At 68.1% G+C, this 23,388-nt stretch carries 21 protein-coding genes; 12 read left to right on the plus strand and 9 right to left on the minus strand.

What is annotated here, in order from left to right; translation table 11 throughout:
- Positions 1–35: 35 nt before the first annotated feature.
- A complete protein-coding gene (gene glpK / locus CDN99_RS20990; protein WP_088386854.1) occupies positions 36–1,529 on the minus strand; it encodes a glycerol kinase GlpK in 1,494 nt (497 codons plus the stop codon).
- Between the two features lie 30 nt (positions 1,530–1,559).
- The gene (locus CDN99_RS20995; RefSeq protein WP_088386855.1) at positions 1,560–2,324 is read right to left on the minus strand and encodes a DeoR/GlpR family DNA-binding transcription regulator; all 765 of its coding nucleotides are present in this window, start codon (positions 2,322–2,324) and stop codon (positions 1,560–1,562) included.
- A gap of 262 nt (positions 2,325–2,586) precedes the next feature.
- Between CDN99_RS20995 and glpD the strand changes: the two genes are divergently transcribed.
- From glpD to CDN99_RS21045, 10 genes are all read left to right on the plus strand, one after another.
- Positions 2,587–4,173: a glycerol-3-phosphate dehydrogenase gene (glpD, locus tag CDN99_RS21000; RefSeq protein ID WP_238139640.1), complete on the plus strand. Its 1,587-nt coding sequence runs from the start codon at positions 2,587–2,589 to the stop codon at positions 4,171–4,173.
- Between the two features lie 31 nt (positions 4,174–4,204).
- A complete protein-coding gene (locus CDN99_RS21005; protein ID WP_088386857.1) occupies positions 4,205–5,275 on the plus strand; it encodes an ABC transporter ATP-binding protein in 1,071 nt (356 codons plus the stop codon).
- Positions 5,275–6,465: an ABC transporter ATP-binding protein gene (locus CDN99_RS21010; RefSeq protein ID WP_088386858.1), complete on the plus strand. Its 1,191-nt coding sequence runs from the start codon at positions 5,275–5,277 to the stop codon at positions 6,463–6,465. The genes CDN99_RS21005 and CDN99_RS21010 overlap by 1 nt, the downstream gene beginning before the upstream one ends.
- Positions 6,462–7,346, plus strand: a complete 885-nt coding sequence (locus CDN99_RS21015) for a carbohydrate ABC transporter permease (RefSeq protein WP_088386859.1) — start codon at positions 6,462–6,464, stop codon at positions 7,344–7,346. The genes CDN99_RS21010 and CDN99_RS21015 overlap by 4 nt, the downstream gene beginning before the upstream one ends.
- A complete protein-coding gene (locus tag CDN99_RS21020; RefSeq protein ID WP_088386860.1) occupies positions 7,339–8,166 on the plus strand; it encodes a carbohydrate ABC transporter permease in 828 nt (275 codons plus the stop codon). Before CDN99_RS21015 ends, CDN99_RS21020 begins: the two co-directional genes overlap by 8 nt.
- Positions 8,167–8,179: 13 nt before the next feature.
- Positions 8,180–8,488, plus strand: coding sequence for a DUF2160 domain-containing protein (locus CDN99_RS21025; RefSeq protein WP_088386861.1), 309 nt, complete (start codon positions 8,180–8,182; stop codon positions 8,486–8,488).
- Between the two features lie 108 nt (positions 8,489–8,596).
- Positions 8,597–10,309, plus strand: a complete 1,713-nt coding sequence (locus CDN99_RS21030) for an ABC transporter substrate-binding protein (RefSeq protein ID WP_375134456.1) — start codon at positions 8,597–8,599, stop codon at positions 10,307–10,309.
- A gap of 111 nt (positions 10,310–10,420) precedes the next feature.
- On the plus strand, positions 10,421–11,626 hold the full coding sequence (locus CDN99_RS21035; protein ID WP_088386863.1) for an AAA family ATPase: 1,206 nt from the start codon (positions 10,421–10,423) through the stop codon (positions 11,624–11,626).
- Complete coding sequence (locus CDN99_RS21040; protein WP_088386864.1) at positions 11,623–12,240, plus strand: DUF4276 family protein; 618 nt, start codon at positions 11,623–11,625, stop codon at positions 12,238–12,240. The genes CDN99_RS21035 and CDN99_RS21040 overlap by 4 nt, the downstream gene beginning before the upstream one ends.
- 44 nt (positions 12,241–12,284) lie before the next feature.
- Positions 12,285–12,755: a tellurite resistance TerB family protein gene (locus CDN99_RS21045; RefSeq protein ID WP_088386865.1), complete on the plus strand. Its 471-nt coding sequence runs from the start codon at positions 12,285–12,287 to the stop codon at positions 12,753–12,755.
- A 42-nt stretch (positions 12,756–12,797) separates the two neighbouring features.
- On the opposite strand, the gene CDN99_RS21050 is transcribed toward CDN99_RS21045, so the two are convergent.
- Together CDN99_RS21050 and CDN99_RS21055 are read right to left on the minus strand one after the other, a co-directional pair.
- Positions 12,798–14,768: an RDD family protein gene (locus CDN99_RS21050; protein WP_088386866.1), complete on the minus strand. Its 1,971-nt coding sequence runs from the start codon at positions 14,766–14,768 to the stop codon at positions 12,798–12,800.
- Between the two features lie 171 nt (positions 14,769–14,939).
- Positions 14,940–15,452, minus strand: coding sequence for a hypothetical protein (locus CDN99_RS21055; RefSeq protein WP_088386867.1), 513 nt, complete (start codon positions 15,450–15,452; stop codon positions 14,940–14,942).
- A gap of 101 nt (positions 15,453–15,553) precedes the next feature.
- Here CDN99_RS21055 and CDN99_RS28350 point away from each other — a divergent pair, with 101 nt between their 5' ends.
- Complete coding sequence (locus CDN99_RS28350; RefSeq protein WP_141100900.1) at positions 15,554–16,306, plus strand: hypothetical protein; 753 nt, start codon at positions 15,554–15,556, stop codon at positions 16,304–16,306.
- A gap of 146 nt (positions 16,307–16,452) precedes the next feature.
- Here the strand turns inward: CDN99_RS28350 and CDN99_RS21065 are convergent, their stop codons facing one another.
- From CDN99_RS21065 to CDN99_RS21075, 3 genes are read right to left on the minus strand one after another with little or no spacing between them, the layout of a single operon-like run.
- Positions 16,453–16,845, minus strand: coding sequence for a hypothetical protein (locus tag CDN99_RS21065; protein WP_088386869.1), 393 nt, complete (start codon positions 16,843–16,845; stop codon positions 16,453–16,455).
- A 39-nt stretch (positions 16,846–16,884) separates the two neighbouring features.
- Positions 16,885–19,617, minus strand: a complete 2,733-nt coding sequence (locus CDN99_RS21070) for a serine/threonine-protein kinase (protein ID WP_088386870.1) — start codon at positions 19,615–19,617, stop codon at positions 16,885–16,887.
- A 48-nt stretch (positions 19,618–19,665) separates the two neighbouring features.
- Positions 19,666–20,220 carry an ECF-type sigma factor gene (locus tag CDN99_RS21075; RefSeq protein ID WP_088386871.1) on the minus strand — a complete coding sequence of 185 codons (555 nt, stop codon included), beginning with the start codon at positions 20,218–20,220 and terminating at the stop codon, positions 19,666–19,668.
- Positions 20,221–20,524: 304 nt separating this feature from the next.
- Here CDN99_RS21075 and CDN99_RS21080 point away from each other — a divergent pair, with 304 nt between their 5' ends.
- A complete protein-coding gene (locus tag CDN99_RS21080) occupies positions 20,525–21,067 on the plus strand; it encodes a diguanylate cyclase domain-containing protein (protein ID WP_088386872.1) in 543 nt (180 codons plus the stop codon).
- Positions 21,068–21,104: 37 nt separating this feature from the next.
- Here CDN99_RS21080 and CDN99_RS21085 read toward each other — a convergent pair whose 3' ends face one another.
- Both CDN99_RS21085 and CDN99_RS21090 read right to left on the minus strand, forming a co-directional pair.
- Complete coding sequence (locus CDN99_RS21085) at positions 21,105–21,566, minus strand: GNAT family N-acetyltransferase (RefSeq protein ID WP_088386873.1); 462 nt, start codon at positions 21,564–21,566, stop codon at positions 21,105–21,107.
- Between the two features lie 69 nt (positions 21,567–21,635).
- Complete coding sequence (locus tag CDN99_RS21090) at positions 21,636–23,384, minus strand: phytase (protein WP_238139630.1); 1,749 nt, start codon at positions 23,382–23,384, stop codon at positions 21,636–21,638.
- Positions 23,385–23,388: the final 4 nt, after the last annotated feature.

The raw sequence follows: 23,388 nt of genomic DNA on the forward strand, positions 1-23,388 counted from the left end.
AACACCAAGGCAAGACCTGGCCCCCTGAATGGGGATCAACGCGCCGACGATTGCCTGACCGCCCGCTCCCACTGCCCCATCAACTCCTCCGCCCGATCCCGCGACATCGTCGGCCGGAACACCCGCTCCGTCTGCCAGTTGCGGCCGATGTCGTCGAGGTTGCCGTACACGCCGGCCGTGAGGCCCGCCAGGTACGCGGCGCCGAGCGCGGTGGTCTCGATCACCTTCGGCCGCACGACCGGGATGCCGAGCAGGTCGGCCTGGAATTGCATCAGCAGGTCGTTCACGCAGGCGCCGCCGTCGACGCGCAACTCGCTCACCGGCGCGCCGCCGGCGTCGACGGCGTCGCGGCTCATCGCCTGCAGCAGCGCGGCGCTCTGGAACGCGATGCTCTCCAGCGCCGCGCGCGCGATGTGCGCCACCGTCGAGCCGCGCGTCAGGCCCACGATCGCGCCGCGCGCCTCCGCGTCCCAGTACGGCGCGCCCAGTCCGGTGAACGCCGGTACGAACATCACGCCCCCCGCGTCCGGCACGCTCTGCGCCAGGCCCTGCACCTCGCCGCTGGCCTTGATGGCGTTGAGTCCGTCGCGCAGCCACTGCACCACCGCGCCGCCGATGAAGACGCTGCCCTCCAGCGCATACCGCGGCGCCGCGTCGATCTGCGCCGCGCTGGTCGTGATGAGCCCGTTGCCGCTGACCTGGAAACGCTCGCCCATGTGCATCAGCATGAAGCAACCGGTGCCGTAGGTGTTCTTGGCCATGCCGGCGTCGAAGCAGGCCTGCCCGAAGAGCGCGCTCTGCTGGTCCCCGGCGATGCCGCCGATGGTCAACGCGCCGCCCAGGTGCTCCGGCGCCGAGCGACCGAAGTCATGCGCCGACGGCTTCACCGCCGGCAGCACCGACGCGGGGATGTTCAGCAGCGCCAGCAGTTCCTCGTCCCAGCGGTTCTCGCGGACGTTGAACAGCATCGTGCGCGACGCATTGCTGACGTCGGTGACGTGGACCTCGCCGTTGGTGAGCTTCCAGATCAGCCAGCTGTCGATGGTGCCGAAGGCGAGCTCGCCGCGCGCCGCCTGGTCGCGCGCGCCGGGCACGTGATCGAGGATCCATTGCAGCTTCGTGCCCGAGAAGTACGCATCGACCACCAGGCCCGTCTTGCGCAGGATCAACGCCGCATGACCCTGCTCGCGCAGCGCTGCGCATTGCGGCTCGGCGCGCCGGTCCTGCCAGACGATCGCGTGGTGGACGGGGTGGCCGGTCTTGCGGTTCCAGACCAGCGTGGTCTCGCGCTGGTTGGTGATGCCCAGCGCCTTCACGTCGGCGGCACTGAGATTCGCCTTGGCCAGCACCTCGCGCGCGGTCGCGAGCTGGCTGTCCCAGATCTCGATCGCGTCGTGCTCGACCCAGCCCGGCCGCGGGTAGATCTGGCGGAACTCGCGCTGCGCCATCGCCACGATGCGCCCCTGCGCGTCGAAGACGATGGAGCGGGAACTCGAGGTGCCCTGGTCCAGGGCCAGCAGGTAGGTCATGGTGTGTCTCGCTCCTGTCGTTCTGTCATCTCAGCGCGCCACCACCAGCTCCACGCCCGCGTCGGCCACCAGCGCGGGGAAGGGCTCGGGCGGCGCCTCGTCGGTGAACAGCGCGTCGATCTGCGGCAAGCGGGCGACCTCGGCCATCGCGGGGCGATTGAATTTCGTCGCGTCCGCGGCGACCCAGACCTGGCGTGAATGCTCGACGATGGTCCGTGCCACCATTACCTCGCGGTAATCGAAGTCGCGCAGGCTGCCGTCGGCCTCGATGCCGGAGATGCCGATCAGGCCGATGTCCACCTTGAACTGGCGGATGAAATCGACCGCCGCCTCGCCGACGACGCCGCGGTCGCGATGCCGCACCGTGCCGCCGACCATCACCAGCTCGCAGTCGGGGTTGTCGCTCAGGATGGTCGCGACGTTCAGGTTGTTGGTGATGACGCGCAGTCCCTGGTGGCTGAGCAGCGCATGCGCGACCGCCTCGGTCGTCGTGCCCAGGTTGAGGATCAGCGAGCTGCCGGCGGGGATGCGCGCCGCGATGGCGCGCGCGATGCGCGCCTTGCCGTCGGCCTGCATCGCCTGGCGCTGGCGGTAGGCGATGTTCTCGGTGGTGGAGGCGGGCACGCGCACGCCGCCGTGGAAGCGCGCCACCAGGCCGGCCTCGGCCAGCCGCTGCACGTCGCGGCGCACCGTCTGCAGCGTCACGCCGAATTTCTCGGCCAGCGTCTCGACGCTGACCGAGCCGCGCGCGCGCACCTCCTGCAGCAGATCGTTCTGGCGGGGGTTGGGGTTCATGGCGCGCAGGCTAAAGCAACCGAAACGAACAACTGATCGGGTTATCCCCGAGATGAAACGCGCCCAATCGCGCTAAAAAGAAAAGAGAAGAACAGAATTGCGAACTTTCAGACGTGCCGGCGCCCCGCGTTCCGATCCTGACCGAGTCGCTCCCAAGGAGAGCCCACCCTTGAATTCCGCTTCGCTTCCACCGCCGTCCGCCACGACGGCCGCGACGGGCGCCGGCGCCACGGCGCTCGCCACCGATGGCTCGGCGCCCGGCGTGTGCGACGTGCTCGTCGTCGGCGGCGGCATCAACGGCGCCGGCATCGCGCGCGACCTGGCCGGGCGTGGCTGGAAGGTGGTGCTGGCGGAGGCGTCGGACTTCGCGGCGCATACCTCGTCCTCGTCGACCAAGCTGATCCACGGCGGGCTGCGTTACCTGGAGTACTACGAGTTCTCGCTCGTGCGCAAGGCGCTGCAGGAACGCGAAGTGCTGCTGCGCAGCGCGCCGCACATCATGTGGCCGCTGCGCTTCGTGATGCCCCACGACGCGGCCATGCGGCCGGCTTGGATGATCCGCATCGGCCTGTTCCTCTACGACCATCTGGCGCGGCGCGAGGTGCTGCCCGCCTCCGAGGGCGTCGACCTGCGCAACTCCGACAAGGGCCGCCCGCTGGGCGCGCCGCTGAAGCCGCGGTACACGAAGGGCTTCCTCTATTCCGACGGTTGGGTCGATGACGCGCGGCTGGTGCTGCTGAACGCGCTCGACGCGCGTGAGCACGGGGCCGTACTGCACACCCGCACGACGGTGACCGCCGCGCAACGCCATGCCGACCACTGGATCGCGACCCTGCGCTGCGCCGACGGCGACCGCACGCTGCGTGCCCGCGCGCTGGTCAACGCCGCCGGGCCATGGGCCGAGGGCTTCCTGCGCGAGGTCGCGTCGCCCGCCGCCGGCGAGGCGCTCGCGACCAAGAGCCTGCGCCTGGTCAAGGGCAGCCACATCGTCGTGCGGCGTCGCTTCGAGCACGACCACGCCTACATCTTCCAGAACCCCGACAAGCGCATCATCTTCGCCATCCCCTACGAAGACGACTTCACGCTGATCGGCACCACCGACGTGGAGTTGCCCGTCGAGGCGCTGGCCGGTTTCGGCAAGGCCCGCATCGACGAGCAGGAGATCGCCTACCTCTGCGAGCAGGCCAGCCGCTACTTCGAAGCGCCCGTGACGCCGGCCGACGTGGTCTGGACCTATGCCGGCGTGCGCCCGCTGCTGGACGACGCGTCCGGCGATCCGTCCGCCGTTACGCGGGACTACCTGTTGGAGACGCATGCCCACGGCGGCGCACCGCTGCTGAGCGTCTGGGGCGGCAAGATCACCACCTTCCGCAAGCTGGCGGAGGACGCCGCCGATCTGCTCGGCGATCTGCTCGGCGAGCGTCGCCGCGCCTGGACCGAAAACGCCCACCTGCCCGGCGGCGACCTGCGCGGCTGGATCGGCGCGCCGCAGCGGCCCGACACCGATTTCCAGCGCCTGCTGTCCGCGCTCGGTCAGCGCCATCCCTGGCTGCCGCCGTCGCTGGCGCGGCGGCTCGCGCGGGCCTACGGCGCCCGCGTCGACCGCGTGCTGCACGGCGCGGAGCGACTGGCCGACCTGGGGCCGGAGATCGGGCCCGGGCTGCACCAGGCGGAACTCGAGTACCTGGTCCGCGAGGAGTGGGCCCGCGCCGCCGACGACGTGTTGTGGCGGCGCTCCAAGCTGGGCCTGCATTACACCGAGGCGCAGCGCATGGCCGTGGTCCAGTGGTTCGCCGAGCGCGAGCACCTGTGGTCACGGCCCCATGCCGGCAACGACGACAAGACATGACGAGCGATCACGACATGCGGAGAGACCCCTCATGGAGCTGAGCCTACGAGGCGTGAGCCATCGCGTCGGCGCGCAGCAGTTCCTGTATCCGATGGACCTGCGCCTGGCGCCGAACGCGGTGACGGTCCTGCTGGGCGCGACGCAGGCCGGCAAGACGACGTTGATGCGCCTGATGGCGGGCCTGGACAGGCCCAGCGAGGGCCAGGTCGGCGTGGACGGCACCGACGTGACCGGATGGCCGGTGCGCAAGCGCGATGTCGCGATGGTCTACCAGCAGTTCATCAACTATCCGTCGATGACGGTGCGGGACAACATCGCCTCGCCGCTCAAGCTGCGTGGCCGTCTTGACCGCGACGCGATCGACCGGCGCGTGCGGCAGCTCGCGGACAAGCTGCACATCGACATGCATCTGGACAAGCTGCCGGCGCAGCTGTCCGGCGGGCAGCAGCAGCGCGTCGCGCTGGCGCGGGCAATGGCCAAGCAGGCGCCGCTGATGCTGCTGGACGAGCCGCTGGTGAACCTCGACTACAAGCTGCGCGAGGAACTGCGCGAGGAGCTCGGCCTGCTCTTCGCGGCCGGCGAGTCGACCGTCGTCTACGCCACCACCGAGCCGGCCGAGGCGCTGCAACTCGGCGGGCACACCGCGGTGATGGACGCCGGCGAGCTGCTGCAGTACGGCCCGACCGCCGAGGTCTTCCACCGCCCCGCCTCGCTGCGCGTGGCGCGCGCCTTCAGCGATCCGCCGATGAACCTGCTGATCGCGCAAGGCCTGGGCGACCGGCTGCAACTGCGCCCGGGCCTGGAGCTGGCGCTGCCGGGGCAGGGCGGCGTCACCGTCGGCGTGCGGGCCGGCGCGCTGCGCGTCGAGCCGCGGCCCGGCGACATCGCGATCCGTGGCGAGGTCGAGCTGGCGGAGATCTCCGGCTCCGACACCTTCGTCCATGCGCGCACCGAGCTGGGCGAGCTCGTCGCGCAGTTGACCGGCGTGCACGACTTCCAGCTCGGCGCGCCGCTGACGCTGCACCTGAACGCGGCCCATGTCCACGTCTTCGACGCGGCCGGCCTGCTGACGCGCGCGCCCGAGCGCCGGGGAGACCGCTGATGGCGCGCATCGACCTGGACCTGGCCCATGCCTATCGCCCCGATCCGAAGGAGGACAGCGACTACGCGCTGCTGCCGCTGACGATGAGCTTCGAGGACGGCGGCGCGTATGCGCTGCTCGGGCCCTCGGGCTGCGGCAAGACGACGCTGCTGAACATCGTCTCCGGCCTGCTGCGGCCCTCTCAAGGCGGCGTGCGTTTCGACGGGCGCGACGTGACCGCGCTGACGCCGCAGCAGCGCAACATCGCGCAGGTGTTCCAGTTCCCCGTCATCTACGACACGATGACCGTGGCCGAGAACCTGGCTTTCCCGCTTCGCAACCGCGGCGTGGCGAAGGAGCGGATCCGGGCGCGCGTCGGCAGGATCGCCGAGATGCTGGAGCTCAGCGACCAACTGGACCGGCGCGCGTCGGGCCTGACGGCGGATGCGAAGCAGAAGATATCGCTCGGCCGCGGACTGGTGCGGGAGGACGTCTCGGCGGTGCTGTTCGACGAGCCGCTGACCGTCATCGATCCGCATCTGAAGTGGCAACTGCGACGCAAGCTCAAGCAGATCCACCACGAGCTCAAGCTGACGCTGATCTACGTCACGCACGACCAGGTGGAGGCGCTGACCTTCGCCGACCGCATCGTCGTGATGACGCGTGGCCGCGCGGTGCAGGTCGGCTCGGCGGGCGAGCTGTTCGAGCGACCCAGCCACCGTTTCGTCGGCCACTTCATCGGCTCGCCCGGCATGAATTTCCTGCGCGCGGCAACGGACGCGTCCGGCGCGCTGACGCTGGCGGGCCGGCCCATCCCCGGCCAGGCCGACGGCGACGTGCCGGGGTGGCGCCCCGACGGCCGATTGCCGCCGGGCGCGGCGCTGTCGCTGGGCATCCGGCCGGAGTACGTCGAGGTCCACGCGCTGGCCGACGGCGGACCGCTGCCGGACGGCTGCGTCGCCGGTCAGGTGGAGCGCGTGCAGGACATCGGCACCTATTGGCTGCTGACCGCCGCGATCGGCGGCGAGACGCTGAAGGCGCGGCTGTCCGCGCAGTCGCACCCGCCGGCCGTCGGCGCGCGCGTGGCGCTGCGCGTGCTGGGCCCGCACACCTGCATCTACGGCGCGGACGACGCGCTGATCGCCACGGCGGCGCCGGGACGCGAGGAGCGCCCGGACCGCACGCGCCGCGACGCGGAGGACCTGCGATGAAACCGATCAACCAGAAGGCCTGGTTCCTGATCCTGCCGATGTTCCTGTGCGTGGCCTTCTCGGCCATCCTGCCGCTGATGACGGTGGTGAACTACTCGGTGCAGGACATCATCTCGCCGGAGCGGCGCGTCTTCGTCGGCACCGAGTGGTTCGCCGCGGTGATGCGGGACGAGGAACTGCACGGCGCGCTGCTGCGGCAGCTCGGTTTCTCGCTGGCGGTGCTGCTGGTGGAGATCCCGCTGGGCATCGCGCTGGCGCTGTCCATGCCGGCGCAGGGCTGGAGGGCGTCGGCGGTGCTGGTGATGGTGGCGCTGTCGCTGCTGATCCCCTGGAACGTCGTCGGCACGATCTGGCAGATCTACGGCCGCGCCGACATCGGCCTGCTCGGCGCATCGTTGCAGGCGCTGGGCGTGGACTACAACTACACCGGCGACGCCACCGACGCCTGGCTCACGGTGCTGGTGATGGACGTCTGGCACTGGACGCCGCTGGTGGCGCTGCTGTGCTTCGCCGGGCTGCGCTCCATCCCGGACGCCTACTACCAGGCCGCGCGCATCGACGGCGCCAGCAAGCTGGCCGTCTTCCGCTACATCCAGCTGCCCAAGATGCGCGGCGTGCTGATGATCGCGGTGCTGCTGCGCTTCATGGACAGCTTCATGATCTACACCGAGCCCTTCGTGCTGACCGGCGGCGGGCCCGGCAACGCGACGACCTTCCTCAGCCAGTACCTGACGCAGAAGGCGGTCGGCCAGTTCGACCTCGGCCCGGCGGCGGCGTTCTCGCTGATCTACTTCCTGATCATCCTGCTGCTGTGCTTCATCCTCTACAACTGGATGCAGTCGCTCGGCACGCAGGACCGGAACGAGGTGAACCATGGATGAGGGCCAAGGCCCGCGCGGCCGCTTCCGCAAGCGCTCGATCTTCCTGATCCTGTACCTGGTCTTCGCGCTGCTGCCCATCTACTGGATGGTCAACATGAGCTTCAGGACCAACGAGGAGATCCTGTCCAGCTTCAGCCTCTGGCCGCGGCACTTCTCGCTGGCCAGCTACCGGACCATCTTCACCGATCCGTCCTGGTACGGCGGCTACATCAACAGCCTGATCTACGTCGCGATCAACACGGTGATCTCGATCACGGTGGCGCTGCCGGCGGCGTATGCGTTCAGTCGCTACTCGTTCCTCGGCGACAAGCATGTCTTCTTCTGGCTGCTGACCAACCGGATGACGCCGCCGGCGGTCTTCCTGCTGCCGTTCTTCCAGCTCTACACGACGCTGGGGCTGATGGACACGCACCTGGCGGTCGCGCTGGCGCATCTGCTGTTCAACGTGCCGCTGGCGGTGTGGATCCTGGAAGGGTTCATGAGCGGCATCCCGCGCGAGATCGACGAGACCGCCTACATCGACGGCTACAGCTTCCCGCGCTTCTTCCTGACGGTGTTCCTGCCGCTGATCAAGGCCGGCGTGGGCGTGGCGGCGTTCTTCTGCTTCATGTTCTCGTGGGTCGAGCTGTTGCTGGCGCGCACGCTGACCAGCGTCAACGCCAAGCCCATCGTCGCGACGATGACGCGCACGGTCAGCGCGTCCGGCATGGACTGGGCGACGCTGGCCGCGGCCGGCACGCTGACGATCGTGCCGGGCGCCATCGTGATCTGGTTCGTCCGTCACTACATCGCGAAGGGTTTCGCGATGGGACGGGTCTGAAGGGAGCGCCGCGATGTTCGATTGGATGGTGTGGACGACGCCGGTCGCGATCTTCTTCAGCGCCGTGGCGCTGATGCTGGTCGGCATGACGGTGTGGGAGATCAAGTCGCCGACGACCCAGCGCAAGGGCTGGCTGCCGATGCGCACGACGCGCGGCGATCGGCTGTTCATCGGCCTGCTGGCCGCCGCCTACCTCAACCTGGCCTTCGTCGGGCTGGGCGCGAAGTGGGTCGAGTGGTTCCAGCTGGAGGCCGAGCCCAGCGTCTGGATCAGCTTCGTGGCGTCGATGCTGGTGCTGGCGCTGATCATGCGAAAAGGTTGAAGCATCAAGGAATTCGGCTTCTCCTCCCCCGGAGCCGCGATTCGTCCTCAAGCAGGGGGAGGTTCAACGACACAGGAGACAAGCGTGCACAAGACCAAGTATTCCGCGCTGGCCGTGGCGGCGCTGCTGGCGCTGGGAGTCCACTCGGCATGGGCCGGCGAGGCCGAGGCGAAGAAGTGGGTGGATGCCGAGTTCCAGCCGTCGACGCTGTCCAAGGACAGGCAGATGGCCGAGATGAAGTGGTTCATCGAGGCCGCGAAGAAGCTGCAGGCCAAGGGCGTGAAGGAGATCTCGGTGGTGTCGGAGACGCTCACCACGCACGAGTACGAGAGCAAGGTGCTGGCCAAGGCCTTCGCCGAGATCACCGGCATCACCGTCAAGCACGACATCATCCAGGAGGGCGACGTCGTCGAGAAGCTGCAGACCTCGATGCAATCGGGCAAGAGCATCTATGACGGCTGGATCTCCGACTCCGACCTGATCGGCACGCATTACCGCTACGGCAAGATCATGAACCTGACCGACTACATGGCCGGCGCGGGCAAGGAGTACACCAATCCGGACCTGGACCTGAAGGACTTCATCGGCACCAGTTTCACGACGGCGCCGGACGGCAAGCTCTACCAGCTGCCCGACCAGCAGTTCGCCAATCTGTATTGGTTCCGCGCCGACCTCTTCGCACGCAAGGACCTGCAAGACAAGTTCAAGGCCAAGTACGGCTATGAGCTGGGCGTGCCGCTGAACTGGAGCGCGTACGAGGACATCGCCGAGTTCTTCTCCACGCAGGTCAAGACCGTCGACGGCAAGTCCATCTACGGCCACATGGACTACGGCAAGAAGGACCCGTCGCTGGGCTGGCGCTTCACGGATGCGTGGCTGTCGATGGCGGGCGCGGCGGACAAGGGCATTCCCAACGGCATGCCGGTGGACGAGTGGGGCATCCGCGTCGCCGACGACAAGTGCACGCCGGTGGGCGCGTCGACGGCGCGTGGCGGCGCGACCAACTCGCCGGCCGCGGTCTACGCGCTGACCAAGTACGTGGACTGGATGAAGAAGTACGCGCCGAAGGAAGCCACCGGCATGACCTTCGGGGAGGCCGGCCCGGTGCCCGCGCAGGGGCAGATCGCGCAGCAGATCTTCTGGTACACGGCCTTCACGGCCGACATGGTCAAGCCCGGCCTGCCGGTGGTGAACGCCGACGGCACGCCCAAGTGGCGCATGGCGCCGGGCCCCAACGGGCCCTACTGGAAGCAGGGCATGCAGAACGGCTACCAGGACGTCGGCAGCTGGACCTTCTTCAGCGGCCACGACGCCAACCGGACCGCGGCGGCGTGGCTGTACGCGCAGTTCGTGACGGCCAAGACGGTGAGCCTGAAGAAGAGCGTGCAGGGCCTGACCTTCATCCGCGACAGCGACATCCGCAGCGACTACTTCACCAAGAACGCCAACAAGTACGGCGGCCTGATCGAGTTCTACCGCTCGCCCGCGCGCGTGGCCTGGACGCCGACCGGCACCAACGTGCCGGACTATCCGAAGCTGGCGCAGCTGTGGTGGAAGAACGTGGCCCAGGCGGTCACCGGCGAGAAGACCCCGCAGGCCGCCATGGACACGCTGGCCGACGAGATGGACGCGGTGATGGCCCGCCTGGAGCGCGCCGGCATGGCGCGCTGCGCGCCCAAGCTCAACAAGAAGGAAGACCCGAAGAAGTGGCTCTCCGACAAGGGCGCGCCGTGGGCCAAGCTGGCCAACGAGAAGCCCAAGGGCGAGACGATCGCGTACGAGAAGCTGCTGAACGCGTGGAAGGAAGGGCGGGTGCGCTGAGGTCGGACGTCGTTGAGTCCCGCGCTGGGGCCCTATAAAATTTTGGAGCCCCAGCCTGTAGCATTCGAGTTACGTTAGCCAGTGGCTACAGGTTTGAATTCAAGGTGCTCGATGACTCATTCCATCTTTCTTACACGGGTCGTTCTTAGAAACTATAAAAGCATTGGCTACTGCGATGTGCCTCTTCGGAAGCTTACTTATCTCGTAGGGATGAATGGCTCTGGAAAAAGTAATTTCTTGGACGCGCTTCATTTGGTACGAGACGCGCTGAGTGGTTCTTTGGACAACGCACTCAATGAACGAGGTGGACTAGGCGAGGTCCGACGTCGGTCCAGTGGGCACCCAACAAATTTTGGAATTCGCCTTGAATTCTTTCTCCCAAATGGTCTAGCTGGTCGTTATGCGTTCAGCATTGGTGCGCTGGCCAATGGTGGCTATGAAGTACAGAATGAAGAATGCACTATAGGCAAGAAGGGGCAAGGGCCGAGTTATCGCATCGAAAAGGGCGTGGTTCGGTCGACCAGTGAAGCTACTTTCCCTGCCGTGACAGGGGACAGACTGGCACTAGTTGCTCTCTCAGGCGTTGCGGCTTTTCGCCCTGTATATGATGCACTGACTGCTATGGGATTCTATAACCTAAATCCCAAAGTTATGCGAGAGTTGCAGAAGCCGCAGGAAGGGAAGCTATTAAAGCCTGTTGGAGAGAATATTGCTAGCGTCATAGGTCATTTGGAACGAGTGGCGCCAGAAAGCCTTGCAAAAATCCAAGAGTATCTGCAGACAGTGGTTCCGATGGTGCACGGTGTGCAGCGAATACAGGTCGGACCAATGGAAACATTGGAGTTTCGCCAAGATATGGCGGGTGCCAAGCACCCATGGAAGTTTTTGGCTCAAAATATGTCTGACGGAACACTGCGAGCTCTCGGCGTGCTAACGGCGCTCTTCCAGGGAAATAGAGACTACGCTCCCACAGTTGTGGGGATCGAAGAACCCGAAACTGCGTTGCATCCTGCGGCGAGCGCTGCATTGCGTGAAGCACTCGAACGAGCATCACATCATTCGCAAGTGATTATCACGAGTCACAGTCCCGATCTTCTAAATGATCGGAGTATTGATTCGGATGCAATCTTCGCGGTGGTTTCACAGGGAGGGGAGACGCATGTTGCCGCTTTGGATGGTGGTGCTCGCGAGGCGCTGCGGACACATCTTTTCTCTGCGGGTGAGTTACTTCGGCTGAACCAGTTATCGCCTGACCCCGCCGAGATCCAGAGGCAGATGACTTCGCAGATAGATCTATTCGGAGAGGCACGTGCATGAGCTGTATTTGTTCCATCGTGGAAGGCGACGGTGAGGTCGCCGCTTTGCCGGTTGTACTCCGGCGGTTGCAGCAACGGTTCGGTCCGGAAGGTTTTGTGAACGTGCTCACGCCTATCCGCGTGTACAAAGATCGATTTCTGAACAAAGAGGACGAATTCCGGAGGCACCTGCTGCTCGCGGCTGCGAAATGCGGCGAAAGCGGCTGGATTCTGATCGTCCTTGATGCCGACGACGAATGCCCGAAGGAGCTGGCGGAGCGCATACGCGCCAGAGCAGCTGTCCATATTCCTCATAGGCGTCTAGCGGTGGTAATTCCCAAACGAGAGTTTGAGGCATGGTTCATTGCCGCAGCGGCCTCCCTTGAGGGTGTTAGAGGTTTTGCTTTTGATCCCGCAGACCCTATCGATGCAGAGCGGCCAAGAAATGCAAAAGGCTGGCTGAAGGAACGGATGGCTGGGGCGAGCTACGGAGAGACGACCGATCAACCCGCTTTCGCGGCGCGCTTCGACTTGGACGAGGCGGCCGCAAACAGCCGCTCCTTCAGGAAGATGTGCTCCGAATGGAAGAAGAACTTCCAACTCGACGAAGAGAGTGAGTCGCCCGCGGCGGCTTAAGGCGGCCGTAAGGCTCGTCGTGGGCACTGTGCCACCATGAGCCCATGCTCAAGTCGCTCATGGACTTCATCGACGGTCTGGCCCCGGCTGACGGCGCCGCCGCGGGGCGTGCGCCGTCGCTGCAACTGGCCGCCGCCGTGTTGCTGGTCGAGGTGATGCGCGCCGATGCCGACCATTCCCTGGTGGAGCGCCGCGCGGTGCATCGCGCGCTGACCGAGCTGTTCCCGCTGTCCGAGACCCAGGTCGACGTGTTGATCACGCAGGCCGAATCGGCGGCCCGCATGGCCACCGATCTCTTCGCGTTCACGTCGCCGATCGACGAGCGCTGGGACATGCCCGCCAAGCTGCGGATCGTCGAGTTGATGTGGAGCGTCGCCTACGCCGACGGCAAGCTCAGCGACATCGAGCGCCACACGATGTGGCGCCTGGCCGATCTGCTGCACGTGCCGCAGGGCGCGTACGTGCACGCGCGGATGCGCGCGCGCGCGGCGGCCGGGCTGGGCGAGGACGCCTGAGCGGGCCCGGCGACCGGGGCGTGCCCGTCGCCGCTCCCGCCTTCAACGCACCGTCTGGAACATCACCCGCTCCGCCAGCTCGCGCGGCGCGATCGGCGTGCGCTGGACCTGGTCCAGCACCTGGGCGGCGCGCTCGCAGGTCTGGGCGCCTCCGCCCGGCTGGTCGGTCCATAGCCGCGAGAAGATGCCCGCCGCCGTCCCGCCGACGGTGCGCGAGACGACTTCCAGTTCCAGGGCCGTCGGCGTGGCGGCACGGGCGCGCGTCGGCACGGGCTCGGCGGCGGACTCGGTCAGCCAGTTGGTTTCCCAGGCCATCGCCTCCGGCGGCATCAGCCGGCGCGGCACCGGCGATCCGGACAGCCAGGCCTGGCAGGTGTCGCGGCCCAGTGCCTGCGCCGCGGCCAGTTGCGCCCGCAGCACCTGCAGGTAGCGCCGGCGCAGGTCGGTCGATCCGTTGAGCAGCATCTCGCGCACGTAGGGCGCCAGCGCATCCTGCGCCGCCATCTGCGCGGCGTCGACGGCCTGCGGCGATCCGGCCAGCGCCAGGTGCGCGTCGCGCATGCGGACCGACGCCGCGTCGATCAGGCCGGGGAAGCGCTTGTCCAGCTGGAACCACGCATCGCTGGCGCGCAGCGCGTCCACGTAGTCGGACAGCGGTGCCGCATGGCCCGGCTTGTCGCCCTCGGGCAGCGCGACGTCCAGCGTCTTGGGCGGCGGCAGGATCAGCGCGTGGCGCACCAGGTCCTCGCTGGTCGGATACCACATGCGATGCGGCGGCGTGCTCAACGTCTTGTGGATGTAGTCCTCGGGCAGGTCCATGCGCCGGTAGGTGCGGGCCAGCTCCTGATTGGCGATCTCGTCGAAGGCGGGGTTGTAGGTGCCGGTCGAGGCGCGATGGAAGCCGAGCTGCGCGCCCGGCATCAACTGGCGCTTGGCGCCGGCCAGGAACACCAGCGTGCAGGCGCTCTGGCAGTCGCCGACCGCGCGCGTGCTGGCGCCGCGCCTGCGGACCAGGTCGACGATGCGCTCGGCCTCCGTGAGCCGGCCGCCGGGCGAGGCGACCTCGAACATCCGCACCGTGGGCGAGGCCTCCAGCAGCGCGGCGAGCCGGCGCGCGTCGCCCACGCCGATGGGGCCGTTGAGCCGCAAGGTGCGGCCATCTTCGCTGACGGCCATGCGGACATTGCCGATGGGATCGATGCCGCGGGCCAGCTTCCAGAACTGGCCGAAGTTGCCGATCAGGCCGAAGCACAGCGAGATCAGGATCTGCGCCAGCGCCGCCAGCAGCGCGAGCCGGGCCAGCCCCGACACCAGGAAGGATCCGCCGGCGTCGACGTAGCCGCGCACCGAGCGCCAGGCGCCGACGGTGCTCCAGGTCTCGATGATCAGCAGCAGCGGCCAGCACAGCAGCACCGCGATGGCGACGCCCTGCAGCCCGTCGCTCTTGGTGGCGATCCAGGCCATCAGGCCTTGCGCGCCGGCGGCCACCGGCCACATCAGCAGCACGTGGTTGAGCCAGTAGCTGCGTGCCAGGCTTTGCTCGCCGCGCCAGTGGCTGGCGATGTAGCCGATCAGGAGGCCCTCGCCGTCGGCGGGGGCCGGGCGGCTGCGGATCACCGCCGTGCGGGACAGCCGGTCGTGCCAGGCGCGGCCCTGGGCGTCGACGCGGGCCCACAGGAAGCCGGCGAACAGCGGGATCGCGGAGATGAAGTAGCCGAACCAGCGCAGCAGCGCCTGCGGCGGCGAGGGATTGCGGCCGGTCTCGGCGTCGACCACCTTGATGCCGGCGACCAGCTTGCCCGGCGTGGCGCCCTGCCAGGTCCAGAACACGACACACACCAGCAGCGGCAGCGCCCAGTTGATCGCGAGGCTGCCCGGCCGGACATCGTCCCAGTGGGCGATCGGGTGGCCGTAGAAGGCCCACATCAGCAGCGCGCTCGCGGCGAACATCAGCGCGCCGTCGATGGCCATGGCCAGCACGCGGGGCGCCAGGCCGACGGATTGATTCGACATCCTCTTCTCTCCCTTTCGGCGGGGAGTGTAGACAGGGCATATGTCGACCAAGGAGCGCACGCGAGCAGGCCTTCGCGCCTGTATCGATTCGGTCACGGATACGCCGGCGGCTCCCCCTTTCGGGTGGCGGCGAGGGGCGTCGTCAGCGGCGGCGCGCGGGCGGCGGGCCGATCAGTCCCACAGGAAGCGGCGGTCCGGATAGACCACGCTCTGGGATGTCCGCAGCACCACGCCGTCCTTGAAGTGGACGTTGAAGCGCAGCAGGTAGCCGTTCATCTCGGGCTCGATGTTCCAGTCCCAGACGTCCTCGCCGCTGAGATTGAAGAAGACGCGGGAGCGCTCCTGGCCGAGCAGGCGGGTGACCTGCTGCGGCGTCATGCCGGGCTCGACGCGGTTGCGGTTGGCGGGCGTGAGGGCGTCCGTCGCACCGACCAGGCGGTCCTGCGCGTCCAGGCGGACCATGTAGCAGGTGCGGCCGAAGGGCTGGGTGGCGTACTCCAGCGTGCGGCCGCCGTCGGCCTCGGGCCAGACGCGGGTGGGCATGCCGTAGTACTGCTGCACCTCGGCGCCGGTGCTCACGCCGGGACGGAGCCGCTCGTCCCTGACCGGCGTCGCGCAGCCGCTGAGCGCCACGGTGGCGACCGCCGCCATCGCGGCGCCGCCCAGGGTCATCCATTCGCGCATCGACGTCTCCAAGGAAACTGCTGTACGGCCATTGTGCTGCGCCCGCAAGACCCTGGCGGCAGCCTGCCGAAGCGACGGCCGCCGGCGCACAATCCGCGCCCATGCCGATCCGCTCCCTTCGATCGATGACCCTTGCGGGTGTCCTGATGACGTCGCTGTGCGCCGCCGTCCCGGCCGGCGCGCAGCAGGTGCCCGCTGCCTCCACGACCCCGGTGCCGGCAACGGCAACGGCAACGGCAACGGCAACGGCACCCGCACCCGCACCCGCACCCGCCTCCGTGCCCGTGCCCGTGCCCGTGCCCGTGCCCGTGCCCGTGCCCGTGGCGTCAGCGATGTCACCGGCCTCGGCGCCGGCCGCGATGCAGGGACCGTGTCTGATGCTCTTCGGCCAGGGCCGCAACTTCGATCCCGATCAGCCGACGCGCAATCGGCGCTGGGACGAGGCGAACGGGGCGTTCAGCCTGGCGGTGCGGGAATCGCTGGCCGCCGCCGGGGTGCCAGTTGTCAGCGTGGTGCTGCCGGTCGCTGCCACGGACGTGCCGGGCAACCTGCAAAGACTGGTGGCGGAGGTCAAGCGACGTGGCTGCACGCGAGTGCTGGAGACGGCGGTGTTCGCCGACGAGGCAGCCGGATTGCTGATCGCGCGTGTGCGGCTCTATCCGGTGCTCGGGTTGTTGGGGCCGAAGATGGCCGACAGTCAGCCGCGCATCGGCCCGGTCGGATACACGCAGCAGCGTGAGTTCACGCTCGACAGCCGCGCGCTGGAGCGTGCGGATCCGCGGCAGCTCGGGCGGTCAATGGGGGAGGAAGCGTTGCAGGACGCCCTGGGAAATAGACGACGTTCATCGGAATGAAACCACGCGTTCATTCATTGCACGATTGATTGCGCGGATGCTCGGCGAGCTTGCCATTCTCATTGACGAGAACATGAACGTCCAATTCGACGCTGGAATGAAAAAGGGCCGCGAAGCGGCCCCTTGATGGTCGAATCGGAAACGATTCAGCAGGTCAGCGGACCGTCATTGAGCACTTGCGGGTCGCTGCTGGGATACAGGTTCTGCACCGTGCCGGGCGTGGAGAACAGCAGCACGATGCCCTTGGTGATCACGGTGCCGTTGGTCGGCATCGCGACGCTGATGACGTTCTCGTCATCGGCCGGCGTGAAATTGCTGACATTCATTCCCGGCACGGAGCCGATGGTCTTGAAGGTGGCGCCGATCAGCAACAGGCTGGTCGTGTCGGCTTGTTCGAAGATGCACACGCCCGCATTGCGCGGAATGTGGAGCGTCGAGCCTTCGATCGGCTGGGTGCCCTCGCGATCGGCGTAGTAAGTGCAGTCAGCGAAGTTGCCGTCGGAGCTGATTTCCGCAGCGACATAGAACGTGTTGGACATGAAACTCTCCTTGAGCAGGCATTTTGAGATTGGGTCGGGTCAGGTCGGAGAGTCGCCGGAGCGATCCCGCTCGAGCCAATCGGTGGTCCGCTTGACGTCGTCGCGTCCTCCCTGTCCCAAGCAGGATTGGGCATCAATCCAGGCGCGACTGATCTGCTGATGAACCCGTAACAGTCCGTGCATCTTCTCGATCCTGTCAACGACATCGCGACAGACCAACTGTCGCTCGGCGTTGCCGGCATTGCCGGGCTGGCTCTTCCACAGCTCCATTTGGTACTGCCGCACAAGAAGATAGGCCGCGAGGTAGCGAACGTCGTCCGGACGACCATCCAGCGTGGGTCGCGCCAACTCCGCGGCATCGTTGAGCGTTTGGCGCGCATCGGCGAGGTCGCCACTTTCCAGTGACACGCGCGCGTGAAGCACGGTCCATTTGAGCCAGGCATCCGCAATGCGTACTTCAATGCGAACCGGGTCCTTTCTCAGGGTGCCCAAAGTGGCCCGAATGGCCCGCAGGCGTTCCCGACGTTCCGACAATGACAGTGTCGACCCCTGGATCTCCACCTCAAGCAATTGCATGCGCGCGCGATTGATCTGCCATTGCAGGTTGGCTGGATCCTTGGTCGCGAGTGCATCGAGGAGTGCGCGCGCGGCGGAAGCATCCTGAATGGCCGCCGGCCGCTGTCCGAGATTCAGCAATGCCTCGGCCTTCCAGCGATGCAGGATTGCCTCTCGATAGGCCCAGCCATCCTGCGGAGCGTCGCGTCGGACGTCGGCGACGAGTTCCGCGCCCTCCGAGAAGGAGCGTGCGGCCGCCCGGTCCAGGCCTTGCCACAGCAGGGTGGTGCCCAGCCAGCTCAAGCTGTCGGCCAGATCCATCCGAGCCGCGGCGTTGCCCGCTTCCTTCGAAGCCGCGAGCGCGCGCTTCTTGAGTTCGATCGATTGTCGGAAGTAATCGGTCGCGGCTCGCAGGTCCGCCAGTTCCAGACGCGCCGTGCCGAGGCTGTTGTAGGCGTAGGAGAGTTCGATCACTGCTTCCTGGTTGCTCGGCTCCGCGGTCACCCAGGCTTGCTCGGTGTCGCGATAGTCTTCCCAGGCCTTCGTGGCCAACTGCAGGTCGCGCGCGTAATAGTGGACGTGGCCCACCCAGAAGGCGGCGGCCCCTTGCGCCTTGAACCAGGCCCCTGCCAGTTCCTTGGACGGCGGCGGCCCCACCAGCAGCTTGCGCGCCGCCTCCAGCGGCTCCAGCGCCTCCTTCAAGTTCCGCTTGGACACCCGCACCTCGCCGATGACCGTCAACGCCTTGGCGCGCTGCAGCCGCTCCTGCGGCGACGCGTCGGCGTCCTGCGCCAGATAGGTCAGCGCCTTGCTGCCGACGCTGTCCAGCAGCTCCAGCCGGCCGACGGGCCGCAGCTTGTCGGCGAATTCGCCGAGCATGTAGCTGAGCAGGTCGTCCGCTTGTTGACGCCGTTCCTGCGCCTGGCGTTCCGCGTCCTCGGCGCGCCGCGCCTGCAGCACGCTGACCGCCGTCAGCGTCACCAGCGCCAGCACCGCGGCGCTACCGGCGGCCACGCTCCAGCGATGCCTGCGCACGAACCGGTCCAGCACGTACAGCCGGCTGTCCGGCCGCGCCGTGATCGGCTCGTGCGCCAGCCAATGGCGCAGGTCCACGGCCATCAGCTCCGCGTTGGCGTAGCGCTCCGACGGCTTCTTCTTCAGCGCCTTCGCGACGATCGTGTCCAGGTCGCCCTTGAGCAGCTTCGCGTGGCGCGCGATGACCGGGTCGAGCTGGCCGCCGGCCACGTCCGAGAGCCGCTTGGGCACCAGGTCGACGACCGCGCGCAGGCGCTCCAGGTGCGTCTCCGTGTCGTCCGCCGTCGGGTGGCGGCCGGCCAGCAATTGATAGAGCAGCACGCCCAGCGCGTACACGTCCGTGGCCGTCGTCACGTCGGTCTGCTGGACCTGCTCCGGCGCCGCGTACTGCGGCGTGAAGGCGCTGCCGGCGCGCTGCGTCAGCTCGGTCGCCGCCGCGGGTTGGGTGGCGTCGCCGAGCAGCTTGGCGATGCCGAAGTCCAGCAACTTCACCTGCCCGTCGTGCGTGACCAGGATGTTGCTCGGCTTCAGGTCGCGATGCAGGATCAGCCGCTGATGCGCGTGCGCGACCGCGGCCAGCACGTCCAGGAACAGCCGCACGCGTGCCTCGATGTCCAGGCCGTTGGCGTGGCAGTAGCGATCGATCGCCTGGCCGTCGACGAACTCCAGCACCAGATAGGGCTGATGCCCGTTGTGCAGCCCGGCATCGAGCAGGCGCGCGATGTGCGGGTGCGAGAGCCGGGCCAGGATCTGCCCTTCGCGCTCGAAGCGGCCGCCATCCCCCTTGCCGAACAGCCCCGACTTGAGGAACTTGATCGCCACATGCCCTTCGAAGCGGCCGTCCGCGCGGCGCGCCAGCCAGACCGCGCCCATGCCGCCCTGGCCGAGCTCGCGTTCCAGCACATAGGGGCCGAGCGTCTCGCCGCTCAGGTCGGGCGTGACGACGGGCGGCTCGGCCGGCGGCAGCGGGCCTTGCAACACCTCGGCGGCGGGCTGCTCCAGGAACTGGTCCTCGTCCAGCGCCGCGTCCCGCGCGAGCAGCGCCTCCAGATGCTCCGCCATGGCGACGTCGTCGGCGCGGATCTGCGCCAGGCGGCGCCCGCGCTCGGGCTCCTGCAAGTCCAGCAGTTCGTCCAGCAGCGGGCTCAGCGCGATCCAGCGCTGCTTGTCGAGTGCATCCATCGGGGCCGTCTTCTGAAGGTCGGAAGGAGCCGGCGAGGCCGGACGGGGTCAGGCCTTGAGGCTCATCGAAAGCAGGATTCTCGCCTTCTGCCAGTCGCGTTGAACAGTCCGTTCGGTGACGCCGAGGGCTTCCGCGATTTCCTGCTCGAGCAAGCCGCCGAAGTACCGCATCTCCACCACCTGCGCCATGCGCGGGTCGATGGCGGCCAGTTCCTCCAGCGCCTCGTGCACGCGCAGGATGTCGTCGTCGCCCTGCGGCGTCTGTTCGACGACGGCGGTGTTGAGCGTCACCGCCATCTGGTCGCCGCCGCGGCGCTCGGCCTGCCTGGCCCGGACCAGGTCGATCACCACATGGCGCATCACGCGCGCCGCGTAAGCCAGGAAGTGACGCCGATCGGGGAAGGACTGGCCGTTGGCGCCGGCCAGCCGCAACCAGGCCTCGTGCACCAGCGCGGTGGTGTCCAGCAGCGTCATCTCGCCGGCCTGGCGGATGCGCTGGCGGGCCAGCTTCTGCAACTCCCCGTACAGCTGCGCCACCACCTGGTCGGCGGCGGTTCGATCGCCTTGACCTGCGGCGTGCAGCAGTTGGGTGATGTCCGTCATGGTCCGGAACTCTAGCGGTGTCGCATGACCTTGTTACACGTCACTGGGCGCGCGATGAATCAAACCGGCACCCTCGGCGTCATTTCAAGGGTTTCCACCTAGAAGATTTTTGTGAGCAGATGTCGGGGCTGGCGGCGGGATTCCGTTTTACATAGATGAGGGCACGGCTCTGTCATGTGGCAAGGGAGGCCGGCATGGAACGGGCTGCTTCAGCGGGTCGTGTCCTCACCCCGAATCAATGACACCCTGCGACCGCTTCGGCGCGACGCGGGCGTGATCCGTCTTCAGTCTGGAGCAGTCGCGCATGAGTCCGTCCCCCGCCACCGCCGCCGCCCCTTCCGCCGTCGTGGAAGAGGCCGGGGCGGACCGCACCAAGCCGCCGCGGCAGACGCCGGCGCTGTGGGTGCCGCGGGTGGACTCGCTGGCCGAGTTCGGTCTGATGATCTCGCGCCAGTTGACGCAATGCCGTCGTTATGGCGGCCACCTGTCGGTGTTGTGGCTGGAGGCCGAGCCGCTGGCGCGCGAGGGCCAGTCCTGGCCCGCCGAGACGCAGAACGAGCTGATGACGGCGGTGGGCCGCCGGCTGCGCAGCCGGGTGCGCGGGACCGACATGGTCCTGCAGATCGGCGAGACCAGCTTTGCCGTGCTGTTGCTGGACGCGGGCTCGCCCGAGGCGCACATCGTGCAGCAGCGACTGCTGCAGATGCTCAACGGGCCCTACGGCGTTGGCGAGCACACGATGCACGTCGGCCTGCAGATGGGCGCGGCGGCCTTCCCGGAAGGCGGCGTGCGCGGCACCGAGCTGGCCGAGAGCGCGCGGGCGGATCTGCGTCGCCGCCTCGCCTGAAGACACCGGGCCCGCCGCTCGGCAACGCCCGATGCCGTCACAGCTCGCGGCTGTAGACGATGAATCCCTTGTGCTGCGCCACCTGGTCATACAACGCGCGGCCGGGCGCATTCGTCGTCTGCGTCTGCCAGTAGACGCGCGAGCTACCGGCTGCCTTCGCCGCCGTCGCGACCGCCTCGATCAGCGCGCGGCCGACGCCGCGGCCGCGGACGTCCTCGGCGGTGAACAGGTCCTGCAGGTAGCAGACGTCATCGCTGCGGCTGGTGCTGCGATGGAAGAGGTAGTGCGTCAGGCCGACCAACTTCCCGTCCAGCTCCGCGACCAGCGCATGCACCGGCTCGTTTTCGTCGAAGAAGCGCGACCAGGTCGTGGCCGTGACCGCTTCCGGCAGCGCCGTCTCGCCGGCCCGGCCGTAGAAGGCGTTGTAGCCGTCCCAGAGGGGGCGCCAGGCGGGGAGGTCGGAGGGGCGGACGGCGCGGATCAAGAAGGCGGAGGGCATGACGTCGAGAAGCGGAGGAGCGAAAAGCTCGCATGGTTAGCTTTTCGCCCCGAATGATCAAGAGATGGATCACCGCGGCGTCGTGCCGCTCCCCTCGATCACCCGCACCACCTCCCCCCACGGCACCAGCTTGAAGTTCTGCCGTCCCATCGGCCAACGCTTGTGGCCGTCCTGCACGACGAGCAGGCCCTCGCCGTACTCGCCGCCCAGCGACGTGGAGGTCACGTCCAGCCCATCCGTTTCCGATACGCCGTCGATGCCGCGCGCCGCGTTCAGCCCGATGCGGAAGCGACCCTTCACCGCATGCGGTGCGTCGGCGTCCAGCACGACGTAGCTGTCGTTGCCCTGCGAGGACACCACCAGCCAGGCGCCGCGCGGCCCGCGGTGCACCGCCATGCCTTCGACGTCCGCGTGCAAGGTCTCCCCGACCGGCAGGATCAGCGTCGCATCGCCGAGCTTGCCGTCGGCGTCCAGCGCCACGCGCCACAGGCCGCGCTTTTCCTCGCCGACGAAGAACTGCCGGCCGGCCTCGTCAGCGACGCAGCCTTCGGGTTGCGTCGCCAGCTTCAGCGAGGCCACTTCCGCCGCCGTCCAGCCGCCGCCCTTGCGGGCGACGCGCAGCTGGATCAGACGCCCATCCTTGTCATTGACGAAAACGTCCAGTCCGCCGGCCGGATTGCGCGCGCTGCAGATGCCGTAGACGTCCTCCAGCCCGGTGGGCAGCTCGGCCAGCGTCTTCACGCGGCCGGCGGCATCGATGCCGAACAGCAGCACGCTGCGCTGGTCGCGCTGCGTGGCGACCGCCAGGTCCCAGTCGCGGCCGTCGTAGCGCAGGCGTTGACGGAGGTCGACGTTGTTGACCCGGCCCACCGGCAGGAACTGCGTCTCGCGGCCTTGCAGGTCGTAGACGGCCAGGCCGCGCTTCTTGTCGGTGCCCAGGATGCGGCTCCTGGCCGGCTGCGAGGCGTGGACCCAGATCGCCGGATCGTCCGCGGCATCGCCGGCGCCGCGGACCGGCTCGGTCTGCGCGGACGGCACCGCGACCGGGATCACCGGCGCGAGGCGCGAGGCGCGCGCCTCCAGCCACAGCGGCAGGTCCTGCGGCGCCAGGCCCGGCGCGACCAGCTCGCGGCCGGCTCGTTCCGGATCGGCGTTGAAGGCCCACAGGCCGACGTCGGACTCGGCGACGTACAAGGTCCCCTCGTCGTCTCGGACGGCGCAGGCCTTGGCGTCGGGCACCGCGGCGAACAGGCGCAAGACCTGGCCCTCGGCCATGCCGCGCGTGGGCGACGACGGCGTCGTCAGCAGCCATTGCTCCGACAGGCCGTCGCTGCCCAGCAGGAAGGCCTGCAACGTCTGCTGACGCGGCTCCAGGTAGAGACAGACGGCCTCCACGTCGACGGCGGGCGCGGCCCAGCGGGCACGCTCGCGCAGGCGATCGCCGCGGACCTCGATCAGCCGCAGCGCGCCGCTGTCGGCGTCCTGCAGCAGCGCGACGGTCGTGCCGTCGGCCAGCGCGCGCCGGTCCCAGCGCTTGGCGCGGACACTGAACTCGTCCACCACCCGGCCCTGCGCGTCGAGCAGGCGCAACCCGCTCTTGGCGAGCGACAGGGCAAGGGCCGGTGTCGTGGCGGCGGCCGCCGAGGCCTTGATCGCCGGCGTCGAGGCGCGGATCGCGGGGGCGCCCGTCGTCGCCTGCGCCATTGCCGTCGCGGCGGGGGCGGCCATCGCCACGGGCGCCAGCATCGCGGCCACGGACAGGGCCGCGATCGTCCGCTTCATGGGCTTGGTCTTCTTCGTCTTGTTCGTCATCGTCATGGGG

This window comes from Roseateles aquatilis, assembly GCF_002205645.1.
GTDB classification, from domain to species: domain Bacteria; phylum Pseudomonadota; class Gammaproteobacteria; order Burkholderiales; family Burkholderiaceae_C; genus Roseateles; species Roseateles aquatilis.